Origin of the sequence: Enterococcus sp. DIV1059_2 (assembly GCF_051713685.1) — a bacterium.
GTDB classification, from domain to species: domain Bacteria; phylum Bacillota; class Bacilli; order Lactobacillales; family Enterococcaceae; genus Enterococcus_D; species Enterococcus_D casseliflavus.
In genome coordinates this window covers 3,543,046-3,567,047 of the sequence record NZ_JBIOQK010000001.1, presented here as the reverse complement: position 1 = coordinate 3,567,047, position 24,002 = coordinate 3,543,046, and the positions used below count along the sequence as shown (strand labels likewise).

Genomic DNA, 24,002 nt, shown 5'->3' with positions numbered 1-24,002 from the left:
TGCGGGTCATATACGCCACCGTCCTTTTCTTTATTTTGAATTTTCTAAATATTTAAATTATTTCTACCTAGTCTACAAAAGAGTCAACGCTTTGTCAATCGTTTGAGAAAATTTTTTTCATTTTTTTGGGTGTTTTTTAAAAAACATGGGTTTCTATGGGGAAAAACAGCAAGAATTGGGTTGTGCTGTGCTTTTTTCCCCTTCGTTTAGAAACAGAATAGTTGTTGGATCTTGGTTTTTGTCCTACGATGATACTAGCAAGAGTTGGAAAAAGAAACGAGAGGAGCAAAGAAAATGAAAATTTTTGTCGTTGGTGCTACTGGACGAGTAGGCCAAAAATTGATCACCTTTCTAGAAAAACAAGGACACATCGTTTATGCTGGTGCGCGCAGCAGTGAGAAAATCACAGAAACGGAGACGATCAAGCCCGTGTTCTTTGATTTACACACGGAACCGGAAGAGATGGCGGCGAAATTCGCAGATGCGGAAGCGGTATACTTCGTGGCGGGTTCCCGAGGCAAAGACTTGCTGCAATCTGATCTGTATGGTGCGGTCAAAGTGATGCAAGCCGCTGAAGCAAAAGGAATCAAGCGCTACATCCACCTTAGCTCAGCCTATGCCTTAGAGCCTGAACAGTGGCAAAGTGAAGGCGTGGCGTCATTGATGGATTACACGATCGCCAAATTTTTCTCTGATCGCTGGCTGATCGACAACACTGCACTAGACTATACGATTTTGCAGCCGGGTGCGTTGAAAGAAACACCAGGTTCTAGTTTGATCGAGATCAGTGAAACGACCTCTGGTGCGATCCCCATCGAGGATGTCGCCGTCTTGTTAGGTGAAATGCTGGAACGTCCAGCAACTTATCAAAAAGTCATCAAAGTCCAAGCTGGGGAAACCCCCATCAGCGAGGCACTGGATCAGCTTTAAGGCGAGCCTTTGGGCTTGAAGAGAATGTACTGAAGGAGCTGTACGGCAATGAATCGTTGGCGTGCGGCTTTTTTTTGTGAAGAAGCCAGCCACTTTTCATTTTTGAAAGCGGTGACTCTTGACTTTGGAAAAATAGTTTGTTACGCTTATTGCTAACTTTAGAGGGGGTGGTAAACGAATGTCAAGCGACTCGAGTGACGGTGAGCAGAAACACTATTTTGACTTGCCTTACTTTTTAATTGAATAGGAGACAAACAACAGCGCGTTATTTAGGAGCAGTTTCTAAATAAGGGGCTTATTTGTGTTATCCATCAATGAAAAAGAAAAGGAAGAAGAAAAAAATGAATAAAAAAGAGTTTCAGTTATCAGTGTCAGAAACAATCGAACAGTATCAGGTGCCGTCAATCGATCAAGGGTTGACTGAGGCGCAAGTAACCGAGCGGTTAGAAACCTACGGATTGAACCAATTAGCGGTCAAAAAAACCGCCAAGTGGCGGTTGCTGCTGCGACAATTCCATAACACGATCATCTACATTTTGATTTTCTCTGCCATCTTAACGCTGCTGATGGGGCATTTCTCCGATGCCGTGATCATTGGCATCGTCGTGCTGGTCAATGCGTTGATCGGTTATTACCAAGAAGCGAATGCTTCCGATGCATTAGAACGGATCAAAGAGATGCTATCAGCAGAAGCCACGGTCTATCGGAATGGGATTCGTCAAGATATTCCAGCTGCCGAAGTCGTTCCAGGGGATGTCGTATTCCTAGAAGCTGGTGACAATGTGCCCGCAGATCTGCGAATCATCGAAGCCGACAACTTGCGTATCCAAGAATCCGCCTTGACTGGTGAAGCCGATTCGGTGGAAAAAATAACAGATGCCTTAATGGATGAAGCAACTCCATTAGCGGAACAACGGAATTTGGCGTTTGCTTCGACTTCCGTGACGTCAGGAAGCGGGAAAGGGATCGTGATCGCTACTGGCGTCACGACTGAAATCGGGAAAATCTCAGCTGAAGTCAATCAAACGGAAGAACGAAAAACGCCGTTGATGAAAGAGATCGATGGACTGGGGAAAGGCATCACCTATGTGATCATGGGCGTGGCGGTCTTGCTATTTGTCGTCAGCTTGTTCCAGCAAACCTATGCGATCTCTGTCTTATCCTTAGCCGTTGTCACCATGATCGTCGGCTCGATCCCAGAAGGATTGCCAGCAACGACCTCGGTGGTTTTGGCGATGGGTGTCAGCGACATGGCAAAAAACAAGCACACCATCATCAAAACGCTGCCAGCGGTTGAAACGCTAGGCTCAGTGGATGTGATCGCGACGGATAAAACAGGTACCCTGACCAAAAACGAAATGACGGTCAAAGACATCGTATTGGCTGAGCAGGAATATGAAGTGACGGGTGACGGCTATGCGCCGGTGGGCGTGATTCGTCCAAAGCAGGAGGACGTCCACGCGCAAGACACCTTGCAGTTGTTTTTGGAAGCTGGTTACGAAGCCAACGATACGGTACTGGTCCCAGAAGGAAATCACTGGACGATCAATGGGGAACCAACAGACGGCTCCTTTTTGACGCTGTATCATAAGCAGTTTGCCTATCCGCAAGCACCTGCTTACCAAGAGCTGGATATGCTGCCCTTTGATTCGGACAACCGCTACATGGCGAAACTAGTGGCAAACCCTGCGGGGGAACGCTTGCTATTTGTTAAAGGCTCCCCAGACAAATTGTTTGAAATGGTGCAAAAACAAGCGGCGCCTTTTGATGAAGCCTATTGGACAGGCCATGTCCGCCGCTTGTCGGCAGAAGGCAAACGAGTGGTAGCGGTGGGCTATCAGAAAGTTTCGATCGATCACATTGACGAAACGATTTTTGAGCAAGGGCTGCAATTACTGGGAATCGCTGGGATCATCGATCCGCCGCGAGAAGAAGTGATTGCCTCCCTGAAGGAAATGAACCAAGCCGGTGTTCAAGTGAAAATGATCACTGGCGATCATCCTCTGACCGCCAAAGCGATTGGGGAAAAGCTTGGCTTAGCGGATGAGATTCACGTCGTGACTGGTGCCGAGTTGGATCAGATGAGTGAAGCCGAATTTCAAGATGCTGCCTTGACGAATCAAGTCTTTGCACGAACCACACCGAAAAATAAATTGGACATTATCAAAGCGCTACAAGCCAAAGGCAAAGTCACGGCGATGACAGGGGACGGCGTTAACGATGCCCCTGCGTTGAAGCGGGCGGATATCGGTGTAGCGATGGGGATCAGCGGCACGGATGTAGCCAAAGATTCTGCTGATATGATCTTGACCGATGACAATTTCGGTACCATGTCCTTAGCGATTCGCGAAGGACGCAGGATCTATGACAACATCAAAAAGAGCATTCTGTTTCTGTTGCCGACATCTTTTGCCGAAGGGCTGATCATTGCCTTTACGATCATGATGCAAAAAGAATTGCCGCTGCAGGCGACACAACTGCTGTGGATCAACATGGTTTCTGCTATTACGATCCAGTTTGCGTTTATCTTTGAACCAGCAGAGTCTGGGATCATGAGCCGCAAGCCGCGAAAGACAGGCAATAAATTGTTGAATCGTCACGATATTTGGCAGATGGCGTATGTATCGATCTTGATGGCAGTCATCAGTTTGATCGCCCATGACTGGCTCTTGCTGCAAGGCGTAAGCGAAGCCGTTGCTAGTACCATGATGGTCAATATCGTGGTCTTAAGTAAGATTTTCTATTTATTCAACATCCGTACCAGTGCACCAGCGTTTTCTAAAGCTTCCTTCACCAATCCAAAAGCGTTCGTGATCATTGGTGTGATGCTAGTTCTGCAACTGTTATTGACCTATGTTCCATTTATGCAAAGCGCCTTTCATACGGAGGACATGTCCTTGATCGGCTGGGTCATCTCAGCAGCTTCTGGAATGGTCGTCTTACTCGTGACGGAGTTTGATAAATGGCTTCGTTCGAGAAAAAATATTTAACCTAGGTTTTCTCGTGTTTTTTTACAGGCAAAATCGCCTTGCTGCAGCTTAGGAAAGTGGCGGAACGACAAGGGATTTCTGCTGTCGCTGCTTTGGGGTTGCCAAAAGAAAAAGCCAAGAGGAATTCCTATTGGCTTGTAATCAGGCCTATTGACAAACAAAAATGGTCGGGCTAAAATGCACATGAATTGAATAGTATTCTTCGGGGCAGGGTGTAATTCCCGACCGACGGTGACAAGCGTAATGCTTGAAGTCCGTGACCCGCATAGCTATGCGGTGGAGCCAGTGTAAATCTGGCACCGACAGTGAAAGTCTGGATGGGAGAAGAAAAACCACAAAATTTCAAGGGGCGCAGTGCGTCTAAAATTGATTTTTTGCCGGTCTTGTTTGTCTATGCCTCGTGAGATTCTCACGAGGCATTTTTTTATTGAAAGGAGGAAGGAAGATGCATAACGAATACATGCGTTTGGCGATCGCAGAAGCCAAAAAAGGGCGTTACCAAACCTTTACCAATCCGCTAGTGGGCGCTGTGATCGTCAAAGAGCAACGGGTCATTGCTAAAGGGGCTCACTTAGTCTATGGGCAGCCCCATGCGGAACGAAACGCCATCGAACAATGCCATTCCTCCGAAGACCTAATCAATTCGACTTTATACGTGACGTTAGAACCTTGCAACCATCAAGGAAAACAGCCGCCTTGCACCCAGCTGATCATCGACAGCGGCATCAAAAAGGTAGTCATCGGCCAGTTAGACCCTAACCCGATCGTGGCTGGACAAGGCAAGCGCTTTTTAGAAGAACAGGGCATCGACGTGTTGGTGGGCATCGAAGAAACAGCGGTGCGCCGTTTGAATCCACACTATAATTTTTACCATCAGCATCAGCGACCTTACGTGGCGTTGAAGCAAGCGATCACTTTAGATGGCCGGATCGCTCATGATGCGTTAACCCGCAGTGCGATCACTGGTTCAGCGGTTTGGCAAAACGTCCATCAAGAACGTGGAGACTATCAAGGAATCTTAGTGGGCAGTCAGACGGTGTTGACGGATGATCCCACGTTATTGACCACGGTTGAAACCAGCTTTCCGCCGATTCGCATCGTGTTAGACCGTCGGGGGCGAACGCTGTCGCAACCCCATTTGGCACTGTTTGCCGATGATTCGGCACCTGTGTGGATTTTTACGCAGCAGACAACTGTCAGTGATTTGCCAGCTCATGTGTCAGTGATCCAGCTGGAAGAGTTGACAATTGTTTCATTGCTGAAGGAGCTTGCCGAACGACAGGTCCAATCGCTTTACGTAGAAGGAGGCGCTGCGATCCATGATGCCTTTTTAGCCAGCGGACTGTGGCAAGAAAGCATTACCTATGTGGCGCCAAAGTTTCTTGGGGGCAATAGTCTCGCAAGTTTTACCAGTGAGCGTACCCCGAAACAGCTGCAGCAGCTAACAGAGGTGACGGTGACTGCAGTTGGGGAAGATGTTTGCATCCGAGGAAGGAGACCAGAGGAATGTTCACAGGATTGATTCAGGAAAAAGGCCGCATCAAAGAGATCCGCAAGCAAAGCCGCACGATCCAGCTAACTTGCAGTGCGTCCGAAGGATTACTGGCGGATTACCAGATCGGAGACAGTATGGCGATCAACGGGACGTGTTTGACGGCGATCGCCAAACAAGCGACGACGTTTACGGTGGATATCATGCCAGAAACCTTTCAACGAACCACCTTTAAACAACTCTCGGTGGGTGCCGAAGTCAATTTGGAGCGAGCGATGGCAGCGACGCAGCGTTTTGAAGGCCACTTTGTCGCAGGCCACATTGATGTAACGACCCGTTTGATCCAGAAAAAGCAGTTGGAAAATGCCTTGATCTTGACGTTTGCTTATCCTGTCAGTGTGCAAGGGGAAATCATTCCGCAAGGGTCGATTGCGATCAATGGCGTCAGTTTGACGGTTACCCAGACGACGGCACAGGCATTTTCCGTTAGCTTGATCCCCCATTCCAAAGACCAGACGACGCTGGGGCAGTTGAAACAAGGGGAGTGGGTCAATATCGAGACGGATATGATCGGGAAATATGTCAAATACCAACGAAAATGAAAGAAGGCAGACGATGCATAAAGTAGAACAAGCAGTGGAATGGTTAAAAAAAGGCGGCTTAGTGATTGTCGCCGATGATGAAAATCGGGAATCAGAAGGAGATTTGATTGGGATCGCTGAATACGCAACGCCAGAATCTGTCAATTTTATGGCGACTTATGGCCGCGGCTTAATCTGTGCACCCATCTCACAAGCGATCGCTGAAAAGCTGGCATTGCCTGAGATGACCGCCAATAATACGGATGCCTTTGGCACCGCATTTACCATCAGTGTCGATCACGTGACGACGAGTACGGGAATTTCTGCGAAAGACCGGGCAGTGACGATTGAAAAATTGGCTGATCCAGCGTCACAAGCTGCGGATTTTTATCGCCCTGGTCATATCTTCCCTTTGACCGCTCAACCTGGCGGCGTGTTGGAACGCAGAGGACATACAGAAGCGGCTGTGGATTTAGCAAAGCTTGCTGGCAGCGTGGAAGCAGCCTACATTTGTGAGATTTTAAATGAAGATGGCACGATGGCTCGGGTCCCAGAATTGAAAAAATTAGCAGAAAAATGGCAGCTGCCGTTTTTGACCATTGATGAGTTGGCGGAATATCTACGAGGAACCACGCCTATCACGGTGGATCTGCCAACGGCTTATGGGGCGTTCCAATTGTCCTTATTTGAAGATGAGTTCGGCAATGAACACCTTTTACTAGCCAAAGGCGAGATTCAACATACTGCCGAGCCGCTGTTACTACGGATCCATTCAGAGTGTTTAACAGGCGACGTCTTCGGCTCTCATCGCTGTGATTGCGGCGAACAGCTGCAAGAAGCGATGCGGCAGATCGAAGCAAAAGGCCGCGGTGCGATTTTGTATCTACGCCAAGAAGGCCGCGGTATTGGCTTGCGGAACAAGCTCCGTGCCTATCAGCTGCAGGAACAAGGCATGGATACTTATGAAGCAAATATTGCATTAGGGTTTGCAGCAGATGCCCGTCATTACACGTTTGCCGCTGATGTTTTACGTTCCTTAGAAGTGCAGGAGATTCAATTGATGACCAACAACCCTGACAAAGTGAAGGAATTAGAAAGCTTAGGGATTAAGGTAGCAGAACGAGTACCGCTGGAGATGCCTGCGCATAAAGAAAACAGCAGCTATTTGAAAACGAAGAAAGAAAAGTTTCACCATTACCTATCTATTTAATCAACCAAAGGAGAATGAGCGATGACAGTATTTGAAGGAACGTTTCAGGGAGAGGCAGTCAAAGTAGGGATCGTGGTCTCACGATTCAACGAGTTTATCACTTCCAAGTTAGTGGAAGGCGCCAAAGACAATTTGGTGCGTCATGGAGTCAAAGCAGAAAACATCGATGTGTATTGGGTTCCAGGGGCTTATGAGATTCCGTATATTACCAAAAAAATCGTTGACCACAAACAATACGATGGGATCGTGACATTAGGTGCCTTGATTCGCGGAGCAACGACCCACTATGAATTGATCTCAAATGAAGTGGCGAAAGGCGTAGCCCAAATTGGTCTGAATGCCGACATTCCGATCATGTTTGGTGTGTTGACGACTGAAACGATCGAACAAGCCATTGAACGGGCGGGAACCAAAGCTGGCAACAAAGGCAGCGAAGCCGCTCAAGGTCTTTTGGAGATGATTTCGTTGAATCAGCAAATCCTTGGCAACGCATAGGTTTCACGTTCGAACAAAGGGAAGCTAGCAAGAACAAGCCTGCCTGAGCATAGGCATCAGACTGGAGACAGACTTCGTACAAAATGAAGTCTGTCTTTTTTTCATCATAAAAAAAACACTTGATTATTATGCCAAAGGATTCGCTTCTTCACGGGTACCGTGTTTTCGATAGGTCAATGGAGAGGAAAACGCCCAATCAATCACGAACATTAGAATAACTCTTATTTAAGGAAATTTTCAGAAAATTATTTACATTTCACAAAAGGTTCCTTATAATGACTCTATTCATTGAGAGTGATTCTCATTTGCAAATAGATGTCAAAGCAGCACATGGCTTTGGCGCTTTTCATGAGAAGAACTGTTATAAGCGAAAAAACGCACAGATGCTTCTTTTATGATGACGGCGAGGCAACAGTCAAGGTTGTTTTTGCTGTGAAATCAGGAGGGAGTCGTGCTGAATAAAGGAGAATCACATGTCGGTAGGGTTGATTAAATCAAATCGTTGGATGGTTTCGACAATCATTTGCTGTGTTTTAGTTGTCGCCATTCTCTTATCTGCAGGAGTTGCTTTGGCAAACGGTCAAGCCAATATCACCCTTGGCGAAGTTTACCAAATTCTCTTCTATAAAATCAGCCATGGATTGGTTGGTGATCTTTCAGGCATTTCAGACGCAAACATCAATATCGTCTGGTTTGTTCGGGCACCCCGGGTCTTGCTCTCTATTTTTGTAGGCATGGGGTTAGCGATCAGCGGGGCAGTGATGCAAGCGGTGGTCCAAAATCCGCTGGCAGATCCCTATATCTTAGGAATCTCTTCTGGCGCATCCTTAGGGGCGACCTTCGCCATCTTAGTCGGTTTTGGCGGCTCGGCGCTAGTCTTACAACTGGGCTTATCGTTTGGTGCCTTTGCAGGAGCGGGGATTGCCACTATTTTGGTGCTGCTGCTTGCCAGTATCGGTGGGAAAATGACTTCCACAAAACTTGTGCTGTCGGGGACGATCGTCAGTGCCTTATGCAGCTCTGTTTCAAACTTGATCATCTATCTGGCTAGCAATGCAGAAGGGATGAAGACTGTGGCGTTTTGGTCGATGGGCAGCTTAGCCTCGGCTTCTTGGAACAAATTGGGCTTTATCGTGGTTCTGGTTTCTTTGATCACGCTGTTCTTCCTGACGCAATACCGTGTTTTGAATACGCTTTTGCTGGGAGATGAAGTTGCCTCCACCTTAGGGGTCAAGCTGACCTTCTATCGTCGTTTTTACATGCTGCTAGCAGCGCTATTAACCAGTATCATCGTTGCGAATTCTGGTATGATCGGCTTTGTCGGCTTGATCATTCCTCATATCGTACGTGGAGTCAGCGGGTCGGATCATCGCCTGTTGATGCCTTTGACCGCTTTGACAGGCGCGTTGTTTTTGATTTGGGCGGATGTGATCGCCCGCTCGACCCTGCAAGGAGTCGAACTGCCGATCGGGATCATTACAGCGCTGATTGGCGCACCGATCTTTATCTATATCATTGTCAAACGGCAATACAACTTTGGGGGGTGACGGAATGAAATTAGCAGTTGAAAAGCTCAATCTGACGATCGGGGATCAGCAGATACTAAAAGACATCTCCGTCCAAACCGCACAGGGGCAATTTGTCGGCTTGATTGGTTCCAACGGCAGCGGCAAATCTACATTGTTAAAAGCTATCTACAAAACGTTGAAACCTGACAGCGGCGACATTTATTTGGGTGAGATGAATATTTTGAAAAGTTCCGAAAAAAAAGTCGCCCAGCAAGTCAGCGTCGTCAGTCAGTTCAATGAGTTGAGCTTTGATTTAACAGTAGAACAGATGGTGCTTTTAGGCCGCACGCCCCACAAGGGTTTGTTGGAACAAGACACCAAAGCCGATCATGAGCTGGTCACTGAAGCCTTAGCCAAAACAGGGTTAAGTGCCTACAGAAAACGCAGCTACCTCTCATTATCAGGAGGCGAAAAACAGCGGGTCGTCCTTGCTCGTGCCATCACCCAAGAACCGAAATTTATGATTCTCGATGAGCCGACCAATCATTTGGATATCCGATATCAACTGGAAATCTTAGAGACCGTCAAGCATCTGAAGATTGGCTTGTTGGCGGCGCTGCACAATTTGGAACAAGCAGCCAACTATTGCGACATCATCTATGCCTTAAAAGATGGTCGGGTCGTAGGGTATGGCGAACCAGAAACGCTGCTGACAGAAGAACTGATCGAAGAGATCTATGGCGTGAAATGCAGTATTTACCATCATCCGATCACAGGCGGATTAGGGTTTCATTATTATTTTGAAAAGGAGCAAACAGATGAATAAATGGGGAAAAATGATTGGGATAGGATTGGCAGTCTTTACATTAAGCGCTTGCGGCAATACGAAGGATGAAGGAACTTCGGCTTCTTCCTCACAGGCAGAAAGTACGTATCCCTTAACCATCAGCAACTACACCAAAGCAGAAGGCGGTACGCAGTGGACTGCCAAGGACCAAACCTTTAATGAGGCACCGAAAAAAGTCGTAGCCAACACACGACCAGCAGCGGAATTGCTGCTGCATCTCGGCCTCAAGGATCAGATTGCGGGTGTCGGTGCAACCTTTGGTGCCGCCGATGAGGAAGTTGCTGCTGATTATGCAGAACTAAACGACCTTGGCAGTGACTATATCAGTAAAGAAACGGCGCTAAGTGTGGATCCAGATTTGATTTTTGGTCGCGGGGGACTTTTCGATAACCAAGATTGGGGCGTCGGCACCGTTGATTCCTTGAACGAGATGGGTATTCCGACTTACGTCCAAGAAACCTCTGTCACTGGGGCGACATTTGATTCCGTTTATCAAGACATTGAAAACCTTGGCAAGCTCTTCAATGTCCCTGAGGCAGCCGCTACTTTTGAAAAAGAATTAAAGGATCGCCAGAGTGCCTTGGAAGAAAAAGTAGCAGACAAAGAAGAGCAAACCTTTGCCCATCTCTTTATGTCTGATCCAAGTGTGGTCAGTGTCTATGCCGCTCAAGACGAGTCTTTTTTCAACAGCAACTTTGATATGATCAAACTGAACAATGTGTTTCAAGACTATTCAGGAGAAGTCAGTGTCGAAACCTTGATCGAAACGGATCCCGATGTCTTGATCGTCGGCGACTGGTCAACGATCGAAGGCAGTGTTTCTGGTCAAGAAATCATTGAAGGCTTGTACAAAAATGACAAACTCTCCAGCATGAAAGCCATCAAAAACAAACAAGTCTACAGCATGGACTACAATTATCTCTTTGGCTACGGCTACCAAGCCTTGACTGGATTGGAAGAACTGGTAGAGCAAATGGCACAATAAGCACCTCCTATTGCATAAAAAGGAGAACCAACTTTTTATATAATAGAAGAAAACCAACGTTTCACTGGCCAATTGACCACAGAAACGTTGGTTTTTTGTATTTGGGAAAAGCAACCTTTGCCGCTGCCCGTTCCGCAACAAGTACCCCGTTAGCTGTTTTTTTCTGTCATATGGTCCATTTGATAGCGAGACAATAGCTTCTCTTTGTGTTTTTGCATGATCGTCTCTAGAGAAATATCGTATTTATTAGCGAGAATAAATAAGTTATCCAGTACATCGCCCAATTCTTCCGTCAGGTTTGCCAGTTTTTCTTCTGGCAAGCCTTCTTGTTCATCGGGACGGTCACGACCGATCTCCAATGTCCGAATGGCACGGCTCACTTCCCCAACTTCCTCTGCTAAAAAATTCGCCCGAATAAACGGATCGTACTGATACCAATTGCGGGCTTTGTAGAAGTCACTGATAAATCGTTGATACTCCTCAATGTTCATAAATTTTTTTTCCATCCTTTCCCAGAACCTTTATCAGAATCATGATATACTATTTCAAAATGATTGAGAAGGATGATGGAGAGTTTTATGAAAATTGCAGTCTATTGTGGTGCCAGTGTCGGTAATGAACCTAGTTTTGCAACAGCCGCTCAAGAATTGGGGCAGTGGATCGCTTCACGGAAAAATACGCTAGTTTATGGTGGCGGAAAAGCAGGCTTGATGGGCGTATTGGCAGATGCTGTCTTAGAAAATGGCGGTCAGGTGATCGGGGTGATCCCAACCTTTTTGAAAGATCGGGAACTAGCACATCCTGGATTGACCGAACTCCATGTCGTCGAGACGATGTCAGAAAGAAAACGGAAAATGTTCGAATTGTCGCAGGTTTTTGTCGCACTGCCAGGCGGTCCTGGTACGCTGGAAGAAATCACGGAGATGATCTCATGGTCAAGAATCGGTCAAAACCCGAATCCGTGTGCTTTTTATGATGTGAACAACTTTTACCGCGCAACAAGAGCTTTGTATGACAATATGGTGGAAAATGAGTTCTTGACGCAAGCCGATCGCGAAAAAATCGGCTTTGCGCAAACAACGATTGAACTTGAAGCCTTTATTCAAGCCTACGAACCACCAGTTATTCGGCAGTATTAAGCGTCTGTTGCAAAAGAGCAAGGCGAAGCACCGGCGGGTGTCGTCTTGCTCTTTTGCTTCTTTGACGCATTCTTAGTATAATGGGGTTTGTTTTGCAAGTGGGGGTCATAAAAGAAGATCCTTGGACAAAGAAATGGAGCGTAAATCATGACAACAAATTTTTGGGCTGAATTGCCGAAGCCTTTTTTTATCCTAGCACCAATGGAAGATGTCACCGATGTCGTTTTTCGACATGTCGTTCAAGCTGCCGGCGCACCAGATGTTTTCTTTACGGAATTTACCAACTCCGATAGTTACTGCCATCCAGAAGGACGCGACAGTGTGCGAGGACGTTTAGTCTTCACCGAAGATGAGCAACCGATGGTGGCCCACATTTGGGGCGACAAGCCAGAGTATTTCCGTGAGATGAGTATCGGCTTAGCGGAGATGGGCTTTAAAGGGATCGACTTAAATATGGGCTGCCCAGTGCCAAACGTTGCCGGACGAGGCAAAGGCAGCGGCTTGATCTTGCGACCAGACGTTGCTGCTGAGCTGATCCAAGCAGCCAAAGCTGGCGGTCTGCCGGTCAGTGTCAAGACTCGTTTGGGCTATACCGAACTAGGAGAAATGGAAGCCTGGTTGACCCATGTCCTGCAACAGGATATCGCCAACCTTTCGATCCATTTGCGAACCCGCAAAGAAATGAGCAAGGTCGACGCCCATTGGGAATTGATTCCTGAAGTGGTTGCCTTGCGGGATAGAATCGCCCCACAAACGAAGCTGACGATCAACGGCGATATCCCTGATCGTACCAAAGGTTTAGAGCTAGCAGAAAAATATGGCGTGGACGGAATCATGATCGGTCGGGGTATTTTCAAGAATCCCTATGCCTTTGAAAAAGAACCGAAAGAGCATACCTCAGAAGAGCTATTAGGCTTGTTGCAGCTGCAATTAGACTTGCAGGACCATTACGCCAAAATGGTGCCGCGCTCGATCGCAGGATTGCATCGTTTCTTTAAAATCTATGTCAAAGGCTTCCCTGGAGCCAGTGATTTGCGGGCAAAATTGATGAATACGAAATCAACGGATGAAGTTCGGCAACTGCTGGCAGAGTTTGCTGAGAAAAAGAACCACGAGGAAAGTATTGAAGCGTAAGTTTCAATGCTTTTTTTGTTTTTGGTTGCTGTACCCGCTCTCATTGTCAATCCTTTCTTGACAATAGATAGGTACCTATGTAAAATGGAGAGCGGACTTTTAACTAGGTACCTATCTAAATAGTGAAGAGGCGAAAGGAGCTGAAGGTCGATGGTTTCCGAACAAGAAATCGTGGAACGATTGTTTGAAGTGTATAAATTAAATCGGCGGTATGCGGAACAAAAATATGGGCGTTTTATGCCAGGTCGGGGACAGTTCAATTGCCTACTGGTATTGGACGAAAAAGGGACGTTGACCCAAAAAGATCTCGCCGCGTATTTAGCGATCCGTTCGACATCCACTGGCGAACTACTAAAGAAACTGGCTGAAAAAGGGCTGATCCAAAAAGAAGTCGATCCGAAAGATAAACGCAGCCATCTGATTTCGCTGACGGAAGCAGGCAAAGAAGAGGCACAGCGAATGAAAGAAAAACGCAGCAAGGCGCACCAAGAAATGCTGACCTATTTGACGGCAGAAGAAAAACAAGCCTTTGGTCAAGCCTTAGCAAAAATCGAACAGTTTTATCTTGAGAAGGAGGCGGACGTTGATTGAGTGAAACAGTCCAACGAACGGAACGTCAGCGGACGCTGATTTTTATTAATTTAATGATTACATGTATTGCCGTATCCATGTTGGCGACCGCCTTGACGACGGCTTTACCCGCCATCGTCACTGACCTGCAGATTTCCGTCACTACGGGACAATGGCTGACTAGCGGTTATTCCTTGGCGATGGCGATCGTTATGCCCTTGACGGCATATCTTATGAATCGTGTGCCAACCAAAAAGCTGTATCTCGCTGCCTTAGGAATTGCGTTGGTGGGCTTGCTGCTTTGTGCTGCAGCGCCCAATTTTCTAGTCATGATGCTTGCTCGTATTTTGCAGGCCGTAGGCAATGGAATCTTGACCGCAATAGCGCAAGTGATCCTCTTATCGATCTATCCGATCAATCGTATCGGTGTCGTGATGGGCTGGTATGGACTATCGATCACCGCGGCGCCTGTGATTGCACCGACTCTTGCTGGGGTGATCGTGGACCGCTTGAACTGGCATGCGATTTTTTATATCGTTGCCGTGATTGTTTTGATTTCACTGATTTGGGCCATAAAGGTTTTTGATGATGTGTTGCCAGTAAACAACAGCAAATTTGATCAGACCTCTTTTGTTTTGAGTGCCTTCGCCTTTGGTGGGATTACTTTAGGTTTTGGCAATATCGGCAGCTATGGCTTTTTCAGCTTACCCGTTTTAGGAACCTTAGGGCTCGGTTTGGTAGCAGGGATCTTCTTTGTCTTCCGTCAGTTAAGAGCGGAAACTCCATTTTTGGATCTGCGGGTCTTAAAAACAAAAGAGTATGCCATCAGTGTCTTTGGCAGTATCATGCTTTACTTGGTCTTGATGGGTTCGGCGATGCTGATGCCGCTATACGTGCAGTCGATTTTAGGCAAATCAGCGACGATCTCGGGATTAGTCGTTTTGCCAGGCTCTCTGGTCTCGGCTTTCTTAAGTCCCGTGGCTGGGCGAATCTATGACAAAGTCGGCATCCGTCTGTTGACGCTTTTTGGCGGCGGCTCACTGGTCTTGAGCAACATCGGCATGTATTTTATCCATATGCACACGGGTATTTGGGTAGCAGTGGTTTTGAACATGCTGCGCTGTGCCGCCACAGGCTGTTTGTTGATGCCCTTCGTGACGTGGGGAAATAAAAATATTCCGCCGCAACTGACGGCGCATGGAACAGCGTTATTGACTTCTTTGCGAACGGTGGCAGGCGCCATCGGGACAGCATTATTTGTCGGGATCATGAATAGTGTGGCGCAAAAAAGCACGACCTTAACAGGAACAAGTGCACTGCTTCATGGGATGAATGTTTCTTTCTTATTGATGACGATCGCTTCTGGACTGCTGTTTGCAACGGGGCTATTCTTGATTCGTGATCAGAAGCCAGAAGCCGTTTGGCTAGAAGGGGCAGAAGAACCACTGGAATAAAGAGGGGCACCTTTCTTTGAAGGGTGCTTTTCTTGATTTATTTCATGAAACTCTATGAAAAACCAAAAAATTCGATATAATAAGATAACTTATGGTTTAGGAGGAGTATTTTTTTTCATTAAAGACTTGTTTTAATGGAAAAAAATCAGGGAGAAAATGAAGAATAAAGGCGTTTATTTTGGGTTGTCTGCCTATGTCTTGTGGGGCTTGGTCACACTATATTGGAAAATAATCGTTGGGGTTTCGCCATTAGCAACGATGTGCTACCGAATCGTGTGGTCCTTTGTTTTTATGGTGTTGTTTATCGTGCTTTCTGGGAAGAAAACGCAATTTTTACAAGAAGCGCGTCTACTATGGAAGAACAAAGCATTTGCTGGACTGATCGTTTTAGCTTCTGTGCTGATCTCCATCAACTGGTTCACCTTTATCTTCGCGGTGAGTGCGGGCCACGTGATGCAAGCCAGCTTAGGCTATTATATCAATCCGCTTGTCAATGTCTTGTTAGCGACCGTTTTTTTGAAGGAACGTCTTAGTCGTACTGGCATGCTGGCGTGTCTGCTGGCAAGTATCGGGGTGATCTTATTATCGATCCAAACAGGAACGATTCCTTATGCCTCACTGATCATGGCCTTTTCCTTTAGTACGTATGGCTTGATCAAAAAAAGAATCCCCATTAGTTCGGTTACTGGGTTAACGATCGAAACGATGGTGATTTTCCCCTTTGCCCTCGTGTATATTTTAGGATTTTCAACCGTCGGCTTTATGAATTATCCCTTGCAAACCAATCTCTTATTGGTGGGTGCTGGGATCGTGACGGCTATTCCGCTGCTGCTGTTTGCGGAAGCTGCGAAAAATGTTTCTTACATTACGCTTGGGTTTATTCAATACGTCAACCCGACGATCATGCTTTTGTTAGCCATCTTTTTGTTTCACGAAACCTATTCACTGGCCCAATTTTCCGCCTTTGCGTTTATTTGGCTGGGGATCGCGGTCTTCACCTATGGTACGCTAGGGACGGCGATGAAAGAGCGGCGCATGGGACAGCAAAGAAAGCAACTTTGATACATCAGGAATGGCTGCAGCTGGGCCGTTCCTTTTTTTATTAAAAAACAAATCATTTTAGGTAGTGAAGGATGTTGCAAGGAGAACGCTTCAATGGTATAACAAAGGAAAAACCCGTTGTAGAAATTTTGTTTGAAAAGGGTTGCATCTGCCACAGGGGTGTGTTATTATTCTTTCAGTTACAAGGATTGTTACTGTTCGGCAGGCAAAACCAGAATTGACCGCAGCGCGCTAACGGGGAGATTCTAGGTTTTTTTATTTTGGAGTGAGGGAAAGCGATGATTATTGGAAAAATTTTAAATAATAATGTCGTCATCTCGACCAATGATGCCGGTCAGGAAGTGATCTATATGGGTCGCGGCATTGCGTTTAAGAAAAAAGTCGGCGATCCAGTGGATGAAGCCTTTGTCGAAAAAGAATTTGTGTTAAAGGATACCTTTACTGCAAATCAGTTTCAGCAATTGTTTTCAGACATTCCTGTGGAAGAAGTCGAAGCCGTCAAGCAAGTGGTGGATGATGCGGAAGCATCCTTGGGGATCGAGCTGTCGCCAAATATTTATTTGACCCTGACCGACCATATCCATTATGCGCTGGTTCGGGCACGAGAAGGCATTGAGCTGCCGAATCCATTGTTGTTTGAGACCCGCAAGTTTTATCCGAAAGAGTATGCGGTTGCAGCAGATGCCGTTGCTTATTTTGAAAAAGTCTTCGGGATTACATTGCCAGAATCGGAGATCGGCTTTATCGCCTTTCATATCGTCAATAGCGAACAAGCCAATGGCACGATGGAAACCACGATGCAAGCGGTAGAAATCGTACGTGACGTACTGGCGATCATCAGTCGCTTTTATGGACGAGTCTTTAACCCAGATTCTTTGAATTATCAACGGATCACCACGCATTTGCAGTATTTTGCGCAGCGTTATTTAAGCGATGAACTTTCAGGGGAAAAAGATGAGTTTTTATTTGCCCTTGTGCAATCGAAGTACCCTAAAGCGTTTCAAACGGTCCAACGGATCAACGAGTACTTGATCAAAACCTACGACAAATCGATCGGTGAATCAGAAATGATCTACTTAACGATCCACATCGAACGTGTCGTCAATGATCAAACCAATTAACATTCAATCATTAACGGATTGTTACTGTCAGGCAGGCAATACCCAGATTGAAAAGACAACAGTCAGCGAGGAAAAAACTCGTTAGACGGTCGTTTTTTCAATCTGGGTTTTTTTATAAAAAAAAGGAGTGTTGAAAAAATGAGTTCAAATAAAGAAATTGCCGTTCGCGTCCTTGATGCGGTGGGCGGCAAAGAAAATGTCAACAGCGTGGTGCATTGTGCGACCCGCTTGCGTTTCAAATTAAAAGATGAGAACAAAGCGGATACGGCACGCTTGAATCAAGACGACGATGTGATCCAAGTCGTTCAAAGCGGCGGACAATACCAAGTGGTGATCGGCAGTCATGTCAGTGACGTTTACCGTGAATTGAATGGAGTAGCGAACTTTGATGGCGAAGCAGACAGCAAAGGCGATAGAGGCAATTTGTTGAATCAACTGGTGGATATTATTTCGTCGATCTTTACGCCGTTTTTAGGCGCAATGGCAGGTGCCGGGGTCTTAAAAGGATTCTTGACGCTGGCAGTCACCTTGAATTGGCTGGCAGCTGATTCTGGGGTCTACACCGTATTGTATGCGATTGCCGATGGGTTATTTACCTATTTACCAGTGATGTTGGCTTTTACTGCAGCGAAGAAGTTTCGTACCAATGAATTTCTAGCGGTTTCCTTAGCGATGGCGTTGGTTCATCCAGACATCACCGCTTTGGCTGGGCAAACGTTGAGTTTCTTAGGCCTTCCGGTCATTATTGGTGCGAGTGCTTATACGTCTTCCGTCATTCCGATTATATTAGCGGTCTTTTTACAAAGCTATGTGGAGCGTTTCTTTAAAAAAGTCATTCCTAGCTTCTTACAGATCATCTGTGTGCCTTTAGCGGTCTTCTTGATCATGGCGCCATTGACCTTTATTGTCGTCGGTCCACTAGGAACGATTTTAGGAAACTTGTTAGGTAGTGCCTATGACAGCATTTACCACTTCAGCCCACTGATCGCTGGCGCTGTCATGGGTGGTTTATGGCAAGTCTTTGTGATGTTTGGCATGCACTGGGGCTTTGTACCGATCATCATGTTGAATCTCAGCCAAACCGGTGTCGATACCATGGTACCAATGCTGTTGCCAGCTGTCCTTTCTCAAGGGGGTGCAGCGCTAGCAGTATTCTTTATGACAAAAAATGTGAAATTGAAAGGCTTGGCCCTTTCTTCAACGATCACCTCAATTTTTGGTATCACAGAACCGACGGTGTATGGGGTGACTTTGCCATTGAAAAAACCATTTATCGCCGCGTGTATCAGTGGTGCCCTCGGTGGTGCTTTCATTGGCTTCAGCCAAGTCGAAAATTATACCTTTGGGTTAGTCAGCTTACTAAGTCTGCCGTCCTTTATCCCACAAGATACGAAAGATTTAAGTGGTCTGATCGCAGCTTCGATCGGCACGGCTATCGCTTTTGGCGCAGCGTTTGTCTTGACCTTCTTCTTACGTTTTGAAGATCAGCCAGCAACTGATGCCAGTGTAGCACCAGCAAAAGAGCCAGCAGCCCCCACAGAGAGTTCGTCTAAAGAACGAGTGATCCTCAGCAGTCCGTTAGAAGGCAAAGTGGTTCCCTTAGCAGAAGTCAAAGACCAAGTCTTTTCTTCTGGTGCATTAGGAAAAGGTATCGCTATCGAACCGACCGTCGGGGCTTTATATGCGCCAGCAGATGGCACCATCACGACGCTCTTTCCTACTGGCCATGCCGTTGGTTTGACCACCACGGATGGAGCCGAAGTTCTGATGCATATTGGTATGGATACTGTGGAACTAGACGGCAAAGGCTTTGAGGTCTTTGTTAAACAAGACGATCAAGTCAAACGCGGCGATTTGTTAGTGAAGTTTGATCTAGATACGATCAAAGCAGCTGGCTTATCCACGATCACACCGATCGTTGTGACGAACACCCCGCAATATTTAGATGTGATGGATATGAACCAAACCGATGTCTTGCAAGGAGAAGACTTCTTAGCCATCGTAAAATAAGCAAAAGAAACCCGATCCTCGACTGAATATCAGCAAGGACCGGGTTTTTTGTAAGAAAATAAGGCGCAGTTGCCCTTCTCGCTTGCCTTATTTGGTGGCAAACGCTTGTCACAGCGCGAGTTAAGGGCAAGACCAACATCAGGAACGCCTACTCAGGGAAAACCCGAACATTCTTGGGGACTGTTCCTTACACATGGCTTAAATTTTCGGCAAGCGACTCTAAAGCGGGGAAATCGAGAATTGCATAGCCCTGTTTTTGTTTTTCGATCAGCTTGTCTTCCCGAAAGCTGGTAAAGGTTCGCAGCAGGTGGCGATAGCTGACATTCAAGATTGCGGCACAGGTGGTCAACTGAAAGGAAAAGTGTTGATTTTCTTGATGCGCAAGAATAAATTTGGCCAACCGTGTCTCTACAGGTTCCGTCAATGAATTCGCTAAGTTGATCCCCGAATTTAAGCGGGAACTGAGCAACTGACAGATGGTTTGCAAAAAGCGGACGTCTTGTTGCAAGGTGTTGCGGTAGCGATTCAAAGGGATGCAGACACAGACGCAAGCAGAAGCGGCTTTGACACTGCTTTTCGGCAAGAGTTCCCATAAAGAGGAAGCTTCTCCTAAAGGTGCAGCTGGCTTGGCGTAATCAATACAAATCGTTTGGGTATCCGAAGAGAAGGAATAGACCATCACGGTTCCTTCTACGAGAAAATACAAGTATTCAGAAGGCGTACCCGTTCGAATCAGGTGCTCTTCTTTTTCAAAGGAATGCAAAGTGGCCATCGCTAACAAATCATTGTCCATATAAGATTGCAGATCGAAGGTGTCAATGTAATTACTGAGGCGTGCGGTATCATCGATTTTTTTCATGGAAATCAGCCACTCCTGAATGGTTTTCTTTAAGTATAGCTTAGTTCCCCTTTCGACTCAACACGAACGATAAATAAAATCTAATGTAAATTGTATGTAAAAATAAGGTAAAATAGGACATGTGTCACTTCATTTTGACGGGATACTTGGTATGATTTGAATGTAAGAAAGCGTCAAACCATTAGGAGGAGAAAAAATGCCATTGAAACGAATTGTTAAAGGAATGTTAGGAATTGCGTTAGTTGCCGCATTGACCGGCTGTGGGAATGGGAGCAGCAGCAGCGACAGCAGTGCCGCAGCCGAAAAAGAAAAGCTGGTGGTACAATTCGTACCGACCAATAATGACGGCTCGATGCAAGCCAAAGCAAAACCGTTTGCTGAGTATTTATCAAAAAAATTAGACCGTGAAGTAGAAGTAACGTTAGCAACGGATTATTCGACGATCGTAGAAGCGATGGCTTCTGGACAAGTTGATTTAGGGATCATGCCGCCAGCCGCTTATGTTCAAGCCAAAGACATGGATGCAGCTGAAGCGATTTTGACTTCTCAATTAGGTGCTTATGATCCAGAGACGGGCTTGCCATTAGAAGGGGAAAAAACCAATACCTTCAAAGGGGAAATCTTGGTCCGTGCGGATAGCGACATGACAGAATTGACGGACTTAAAAGGGAAAAAAATCGCCACATTGAGTCCAAACTCTGCCAGCGGCTATATTTACCCAGTTGCCGAGTTGAAAGATGCAGGAGTTGATCCAACGACGGATGCTACATTAACGACGGTGAATGATATTCCAAGTGAGATCACTGCAGTCTTGAATGGTCAGATGGACGCCGCCTTTGTGTTCCAAGGGGCACGAAATGTCTTTGCATCAAGCTTTCCAGACAACGATTTATTCAAAGACCTAAAAGTCCTTTACTTGACTGAAGGGGATATTCCAAATGACGCCATTGCCGTCCAACCATCAATGGATGCTGAACTAAAAGAGCAGATCAAAGAAGTGTTCTTGAACATGGCAGATGATGAAGAGGGTGCCGAAGCAATGAGCTTGTGGGGACACCAAGGGTATGAAGAAGCAGCAGATTCTGCTTACGATACCATTCGCGATTATACACAACGAGCAGCAGAGTAAAAAATCAGGGATTGCGGTAGAAGGATAACGGGACACGGAGATGTGCAGCGATTTACTAGGGGAATAGGTGGAATACGCAGTACCAGTGCATTTTTTAGTGAAATAGACCGTGACCGATTGGGGAAACTTTGCCGCGGTCCCTACATAATGGAGAAAACAGATGATAACTTTTGAGAATGTATCCAAAGTCTACCCAAATGGGGTCAAAGGATTACAGAACATAGATGTGACGATTGAGCAAGGTGAATTTGTGGCCATCATTGGCTTGAGCGGTGCTGGTAAGAGTACCTTTTTACGCTCAATCAATCGCTTAGTGCCAATCACAGAAGGAGATATCCGGATAGACGGCAAATCAGTCACGAAAGCCAATAAAAAGGAATTGCGCTTGATTCGTCGACAAATCGGATTGATCTCGCAAAGCTTCAATTTGGTCAAACGCAGTACCGTTCAAAAAAATGTTTTGTCTGGGCGTTTGGGGTATTACGGGACCTGGAAAAGTATTTTAGGGTTGTTTACGAAAGAAGACTACGAAAGAACGAAAGAAGCGCTAGCGACGGTCGGCTTGTCAGACAAACTGCAAACGAGAAGTGACCAGTTGAGTGGGGGGCAACAGCAGCGGGTATCCATCGCCCGTGCCTTGGTCCAACAAGCGCCGGTGATTTTAGCAGATGAACCTGTGGCATCACTAGATCCCATCACGACAGAGAAAGTGATGGAGGATCTGAAGAAGATCAATCAAGAAATGGGCAAAACGATTGTCATCAATCTGCATTCGATTCCCTTGGCTCGTCAGTATGCGACAAGGATCATTGCCTTAAAAGCAGGTGCGATCGTTTTTGACGGCAACGCAGCCGCTTTGACAGATCAGCGTTTAGAACAAATCTATGGCAAAGCAATTTTTGAAGAAAAGGCAGGAGAAATCGATGAAACTGAAAGAAACAGTTCATTTTAATTGGTACAAACACCTGCTGCTGGTTCTTTTATTGCTGCTCTTTTTTCAAAGTAGTGCCTGGATCACAGGGGCTGATTTTGCACAAGTGTGGTCGAATCGCAGCCAGATGACGGCTTTCATGGCTCGCTTTTTGCACCCAGACTTTAGTTATCTACCGCAACTGATGATGCCCTTGATCAAGACATTGCAGATGTCCTTTTTAGGCACCGTTTTAGGAGTAGTCGCAGCGATACCGGTGAGTCTGTTGGCGACAACAGTCGTGACAGAAAGCCGTTGGGTCTCGGTGCCAATGCGTTTTCTCTTAGGGCTGGTGCGGACGATCCCCAATCTATTGTTGGCGGCATTGTTCGTAGCGATTTTTGGGATCGGTGAAGCCACTGGTGTTTTGACCATCGCGGTCTTTACCTTTGGTATGGTTTCACAGCTGATGTTCCAAGCGATCGAAACCATTGATTTTGCGCCGATCGAAGCAGCAGCAGCGGTAGGAGCGAATAAATTTCAAGTGACCGTTTGGGCGATCATTCCCCAAGTCATCAGCCAGTTTGCCAGCTATACTTTTTATGCCTTTGAAGTCAATGTTCGAGCTTCGACGGTGTTAGGGTATGTGGGTGCCGGCGGGATCGGGGTCATCTTGAACGCCTCATTGGCATTGTTGAATTATGAGCGGGTCTCGATCATTATCTTGACGATTTTGCTGACGGTAGCGATCGTTGATTTTCTCAGTGAGCGGGTAAGGAGGTCTTTCCTATGATGATCAGAGAAGTGAAGAAAACGACTTGGCTGTTATGGGGGCTCTTTGCTGTCTTACTAGTTTTATCTGCTGCGACGCTGGATTATTCTGGATTAAGCACCTTTTCCTTAGCGATGGGAAGAGATGTCTTGCAAGGGCTGAGTCAGCCAGACTGGTCCTTCTTTTATGACGGCAGTGGGGAAGATCTGTGGAGCTTGTTGTTACTGACGATCGGGATCGCTTGTCTAGGAACGATGATCGCAACAGTCTGCGCGATTCCAGTGACCTTGCTGAGTGCCGCCAACCTATGGGCCTCGACACCCTGGGTCGCAAAAATCGGCAAAATGATCTGCAATATCTTGCGGGCATTTCCCGAGCTGGTTTATGCGATTATTTTTGTCCGTGTGGTAGGTCCAGGACCTTTTGCTGGAGTTATGGCGATCGGTGTCCACCAGATCGGTATGCTGGGCAAGTTGTTTACCGAAGAAATGGAAGCCATGGATGAGCGCTTGACGGAAGAGATGCAAGCAGTCGGTGCCAACTTTTGGCAGACGATGTTTTTCGTGCGGGTCCCATACTTAGCACCCATCTATAGTTCCTTTGCATTGAATCATTTTGAAATTGCGGTCCGCAGTGCGGCAACATTAGGGTTAGTCGGTGCTGGCGGGATCGGTGCACCATTGATTTTTGCTATTCAAACCAGAACCTGGAGCAAGGTAAGTATTATTTTGTTGGGCGTCGTTGTGACCGTCTTCTTATTAGACCAGTTGACTGGAATCATCAGAAAGAAATTGAGATAAACCT

General features: G+C 46.4%; 22 protein-coding genes and 1 riboswitch. Of the genes, 20 read left to right on the top strand and 2 right to left on the bottom strand.

Annotation, left to right across the window (positions count from 1 at the left end):
* Positions 1-294: 294 nt before the first annotated feature.
* From IGI72_RS16965 to IGI72_RS16925, 9 genes are all read left to right on the top strand, one after another.
* Positions 295-930, top strand: coding sequence for an NAD(P)H-binding protein (locus IGI72_RS16965; protein WP_438754873.1), 636 nt, complete (start codon positions 295-297; stop codon positions 928-930).
* Positions 931-1,271: 341 nt separating this feature from the next.
* Entirely contained in the window at positions 1,272-3,920 is a 2,649-nt protein-coding gene (locus IGI72_RS16960; RefSeq protein WP_438754871.1) for an HAD-IC family P-type ATPase, read from the top strand.
* Positions 3,921-4,114: 194 nt separating this feature from the next.
* Positions 4,115-4,253: riboswitch (FMN riboswitch) on the top strand.
* A 112-nt stretch (positions 4,254-4,365) separates the two neighbouring features.
* Positions 4,366-5,442 (top strand): bifunctional diaminohydroxyphosphoribosylaminopyrimidine deaminase/5-amino-6-(5-phosphoribosylamino)uracil reductase RibD, encoded by a 1,077-nt coding sequence (gene ribD, locus IGI72_RS16955; protein WP_311953646.1) that lies wholly within the window; start codon positions 4,366-4,368, stop codon positions 5,440-5,442.
* Positions 5,427-6,014 carry a riboflavin synthase gene (locus IGI72_RS16950; RefSeq protein WP_005230617.1) on the top strand — a complete coding sequence of 196 codons (588 nt, stop codon included), beginning with the start codon at positions 5,427-5,429 and terminating at the stop codon, positions 6,012-6,014. Before ribD ends, IGI72_RS16950 begins: the two co-directional genes overlap by 16 nt.
* Positions 5,992-7,203: a 3,4-dihydroxy-2-butanone-4-phosphate synthase gene (gene ribB, locus IGI72_RS16945; protein ID WP_438754869.1), complete on the top strand. Its 1,212-nt coding sequence runs from the start codon at positions 5,992-5,994 to the stop codon at positions 7,201-7,203. The genes IGI72_RS16950 and ribB overlap by 23 nt, the downstream gene beginning before the upstream one ends.
* Before the next feature lie 21 nt (positions 7,204-7,224).
* Positions 7,225-7,698, top strand: coding sequence for a 6,7-dimethyl-8-ribityllumazine synthase (gene ribH / locus IGI72_RS16940; RefSeq protein WP_061053393.1), 474 nt, complete (start codon positions 7,225-7,227; stop codon positions 7,696-7,698).
* Between the two features lie 473 nt (positions 7,699-8,171).
* A complete protein-coding gene (locus IGI72_RS16935; RefSeq protein ID WP_005233272.1) occupies positions 8,172-9,245 on the top strand; it encodes a FecCD family ABC transporter permease in 1,074 nt (357 codons plus the stop codon).
* A 4-nt stretch (positions 9,246-9,249) separates the two neighbouring features.
* Positions 9,250-10,032 carry an ABC transporter ATP-binding protein gene (locus IGI72_RS16930; RefSeq protein ID WP_010748955.1) on the top strand — a complete coding sequence of 261 codons (783 nt, stop codon included), beginning with the start codon at positions 9,250-9,252 and terminating at the stop codon, positions 10,030-10,032.
* A complete protein-coding gene (locus IGI72_RS16925; protein ID WP_284591977.1) occupies positions 10,025-11,038 on the top strand; it encodes an ABC transporter substrate-binding protein in 1,014 nt (337 codons plus the stop codon). The genes IGI72_RS16930 and IGI72_RS16925 overlap by 8 nt, the downstream gene beginning before the upstream one ends.
* 149 nt (positions 11,039-11,187) lie before the next feature.
* Here IGI72_RS16925 and IGI72_RS16920 read toward each other — a convergent pair whose 3' ends face one another.
* On the bottom strand, positions 11,188-11,529 hold the full coding sequence (locus IGI72_RS16920) for a MazG nucleotide pyrophosphohydrolase domain-containing protein (RefSeq protein ID WP_438755118.1): 342 nt from the start codon (positions 11,527-11,529) through the stop codon (positions 11,188-11,190).
* Between the two features lie 87 nt (positions 11,530-11,616).
* On the opposite strand from IGI72_RS16920, the gene IGI72_RS16915 reads away from it, so the two are divergent.
* From IGI72_RS16915 to IGI72_RS16885, 7 genes are all read left to right on the top strand, one after another.
* Positions 11,617-12,177, top strand: a complete 561-nt coding sequence (locus IGI72_RS16915; RefSeq protein ID WP_438754866.1) for a TIGR00730 family Rossman fold protein — start codon at positions 11,617-11,619, stop codon at positions 12,175-12,177.
* Between the two features lie 147 nt (positions 12,178-12,324).
* The gene (locus IGI72_RS16910) at positions 12,325-13,311 is read left to right on the top strand and encodes a tRNA dihydrouridine synthase (protein WP_015510528.1); all 987 of its coding nucleotides are present in this window, start codon (positions 12,325-12,327) and stop codon (positions 13,309-13,311) included.
* Between the two features lie 150 nt (positions 13,312-13,461).
* The gene (locus IGI72_RS16905; protein WP_005230651.1) at positions 13,462-13,902 is read left to right on the top strand and encodes a MarR family winged helix-turn-helix transcriptional regulator; all 441 of its coding nucleotides are present in this window, start codon (positions 13,462-13,464) and stop codon (positions 13,900-13,902) included.
* Positions 13,899-15,335: an MDR family MFS transporter gene (locus IGI72_RS16900; protein ID WP_438754864.1), complete on the top strand. Its 1,437-nt coding sequence runs from the start codon at positions 13,899-13,901 to the stop codon at positions 15,333-15,335. Before IGI72_RS16905 ends, IGI72_RS16900 begins: the two co-directional genes overlap by 4 nt.
* A gap of 156 nt (positions 15,336-15,491) precedes the next feature.
* A complete protein-coding gene (gene rarD / locus IGI72_RS16895) occupies positions 15,492-16,397 on the top strand; it encodes an EamA family transporter RarD (RefSeq protein WP_213357419.1) in 906 nt (301 codons plus the stop codon).
* A 278-nt stretch (positions 16,398-16,675) separates the two neighbouring features.
* Positions 16,676-17,518, top strand: coding sequence for a BglG family transcription antiterminator LicT (licT, locus tag IGI72_RS16890; protein WP_016608476.1), 843 nt, complete (start codon positions 16,676-16,678; stop codon positions 17,516-17,518).
* Positions 17,519-17,656: 138 nt separating this feature from the next.
* The gene (locus IGI72_RS16885) at positions 17,657-19,528 is read left to right on the top strand and encodes a beta-glucoside-specific PTS transporter subunit IIABC (RefSeq protein WP_438754862.1); all 1,872 of its coding nucleotides are present in this window, start codon (positions 17,657-17,659) and stop codon (positions 19,526-19,528) included.
* Between the two features lie 187 nt (positions 19,529-19,715).
* On the opposite strand, the gene IGI72_RS16880 is transcribed toward IGI72_RS16885, so the two are convergent.
* Entirely contained in the window at positions 19,716-20,387 is a 672-nt protein-coding gene (locus IGI72_RS16880) for a cyclic nucleotide-binding domain-containing protein (RefSeq protein ID WP_201705461.1), read from the bottom strand.
* Between the two features lie 196 nt (positions 20,388-20,583).
* Here IGI72_RS16880 and IGI72_RS16875 point away from each other — a divergent pair, with 196 nt between their 5' ends.
* From IGI72_RS16875 to phnE (IGI72_RS16860), 4 genes are all read left to right on the top strand, one after another.
* Positions 20,584-21,516, top strand: a complete 933-nt coding sequence (locus tag IGI72_RS16875) for a phosphate/phosphite/phosphonate ABC transporter substrate-binding protein (RefSeq protein WP_005230658.1) — start codon at positions 20,584-20,586, stop codon at positions 21,514-21,516.
* 160 nt (positions 21,517-21,676) lie between these two features.
* Entirely contained in the window at positions 21,677-22,468 is a 792-nt protein-coding gene (phnC, locus tag IGI72_RS16870) for a phosphonate ABC transporter ATP-binding protein (protein WP_010748970.1), read from the top strand.
* The gene (phnE, locus tag IGI72_RS16865; protein WP_010748971.1) at positions 22,440-23,219 is read left to right on the top strand and encodes a phosphonate ABC transporter, permease protein PhnE; all 780 of its coding nucleotides are present in this window, start codon (positions 22,440-22,442) and stop codon (positions 23,217-23,219) included. The genes phnC and phnE (IGI72_RS16865) overlap by 29 nt, the downstream gene beginning before the upstream one ends.
* Positions 23,216-23,998, top strand: coding sequence for a phosphonate ABC transporter, permease protein PhnE (gene phnE / locus IGI72_RS16860; protein WP_438754859.1), 783 nt, complete (start codon positions 23,216-23,218; stop codon positions 23,996-23,998). The genes phnE (IGI72_RS16865) and phnE (IGI72_RS16860) overlap by 4 nt, the downstream gene beginning before the upstream one ends.
* Positions 23,999-24,002: the final 4 nt, after the last annotated feature.

What these genes read in the sequence shown, in the direction of transcription:
- IGI72_RS16965 (WP_438754873.1), top strand. Translation starts at nt 295, where the DNA reads ATGAAAATTTTTGTCGTTGGTGCTACTGGACGAGTAGGCCAAAAATTG.
- IGI72_RS16960 (WP_438754871.1), top strand. Translation starts at nt 1,272, where the DNA reads ATGAATAAAAAAGAGTTTCAGTTATCAGTGTCAGAAACAATCGAACAG.
- ribD (WP_311953646.1), top strand. Translation starts at nt 4,366, where the DNA reads ATGCATAACGAATACATGCGTTTGGCGATCGCAGAAGCCAAAAAAGGG.
- IGI72_RS16950 (WP_005230617.1), top strand. Translation starts at nt 5,427, where the DNA reads ATGTTCACAGGATTGATTCAGGAAAAAGGCCGCATCAAAGAGATCCGC.
- ribB (WP_438754869.1), top strand. Translation starts at nt 5,992, where the DNA reads ATGTCAAATACCAACGAAAATGAAAGAAGGCAGACGATGCATAAAGTA.
- ribH (WP_061053393.1), top strand. Translation starts at nt 7,225, where the DNA reads ATGACAGTATTTGAAGGAACGTTTCAGGGAGAGGCAGTCAAAGTAGGG.
- IGI72_RS16935 (WP_005233272.1), top strand. Translation starts at nt 8,172, where the DNA reads ATGTCGGTAGGGTTGATTAAATCAAATCGTTGGATGGTTTCGACAATC.
- IGI72_RS16930 (WP_010748955.1), top strand. Translation starts at nt 9,250, where the DNA reads ATGAAATTAGCAGTTGAAAAGCTCAATCTGACGATCGGGGATCAGCAG.
- IGI72_RS16925 (WP_284591977.1), top strand. Translation starts at nt 10,025, where the DNA reads ATGAATAAATGGGGAAAAATGATTGGGATAGGATTGGCAGTCTTTACA.
- IGI72_RS16920 (WP_438755118.1), bottom strand. Translation starts at nt 11,529, where the DNA reads ATGAACATTGAGGAGTATCAACGATTTATCAGTGACTTCTACAAAGCC.
- IGI72_RS16915 (WP_438754866.1), top strand. Translation starts at nt 11,617, where the DNA reads ATGAAAATTGCAGTCTATTGTGGTGCCAGTGTCGGTAATGAACCTAGT.
- IGI72_RS16910 (WP_015510528.1), top strand. Translation starts at nt 12,325, where the DNA reads ATGACAACAAATTTTTGGGCTGAATTGCCGAAGCCTTTTTTTATCCTA.
- IGI72_RS16905 (WP_005230651.1), top strand. Translation starts at nt 13,462, where the DNA reads ATGGTTTCCGAACAAGAAATCGTGGAACGATTGTTTGAAGTGTATAAA.
- rarD (WP_213357419.1), top strand. Translation starts at nt 15,492, where the DNA reads ATGAAGAATAAAGGCGTTTATTTTGGGTTGTCTGCCTATGTCTTGTGG.
- licT (WP_016608476.1), top strand. Translation starts at nt 16,676, where the DNA reads ATGATTATTGGAAAAATTTTAAATAATAATGTCGTCATCTCGACCAAT.
- IGI72_RS16885 (WP_438754862.1), top strand. Translation starts at nt 17,657, where the DNA reads ATGAGTTCAAATAAAGAAATTGCCGTTCGCGTCCTTGATGCGGTGGGC.
- IGI72_RS16880 (WP_201705461.1), bottom strand. Translation starts at nt 20,387, where the DNA reads ATGAAAAAAATCGATGATACCGCACGCCTCAGTAATTACATTGACACC.
- IGI72_RS16875 (WP_005230658.1), top strand. Translation starts at nt 20,584, where the DNA reads ATGCCATTGAAACGAATTGTTAAAGGAATGTTAGGAATTGCGTTAGTT.
- phnC (WP_010748970.1), top strand. Translation starts at nt 21,677, where the DNA reads ATGATAACTTTTGAGAATGTATCCAAAGTCTACCCAAATGGGGTCAAA.
- phnE (WP_010748971.1), top strand. Translation starts at nt 22,440, where the DNA reads ATGAAACTGAAAGAAACAGTTCATTTTAATTGGTACAAACACCTGCTG.
- phnE (WP_438754859.1), top strand. Translation starts at nt 23,216, where the DNA reads ATGATGATCAGAGAAGTGAAGAAAACGACTTGGCTGTTATGGGGGCTC.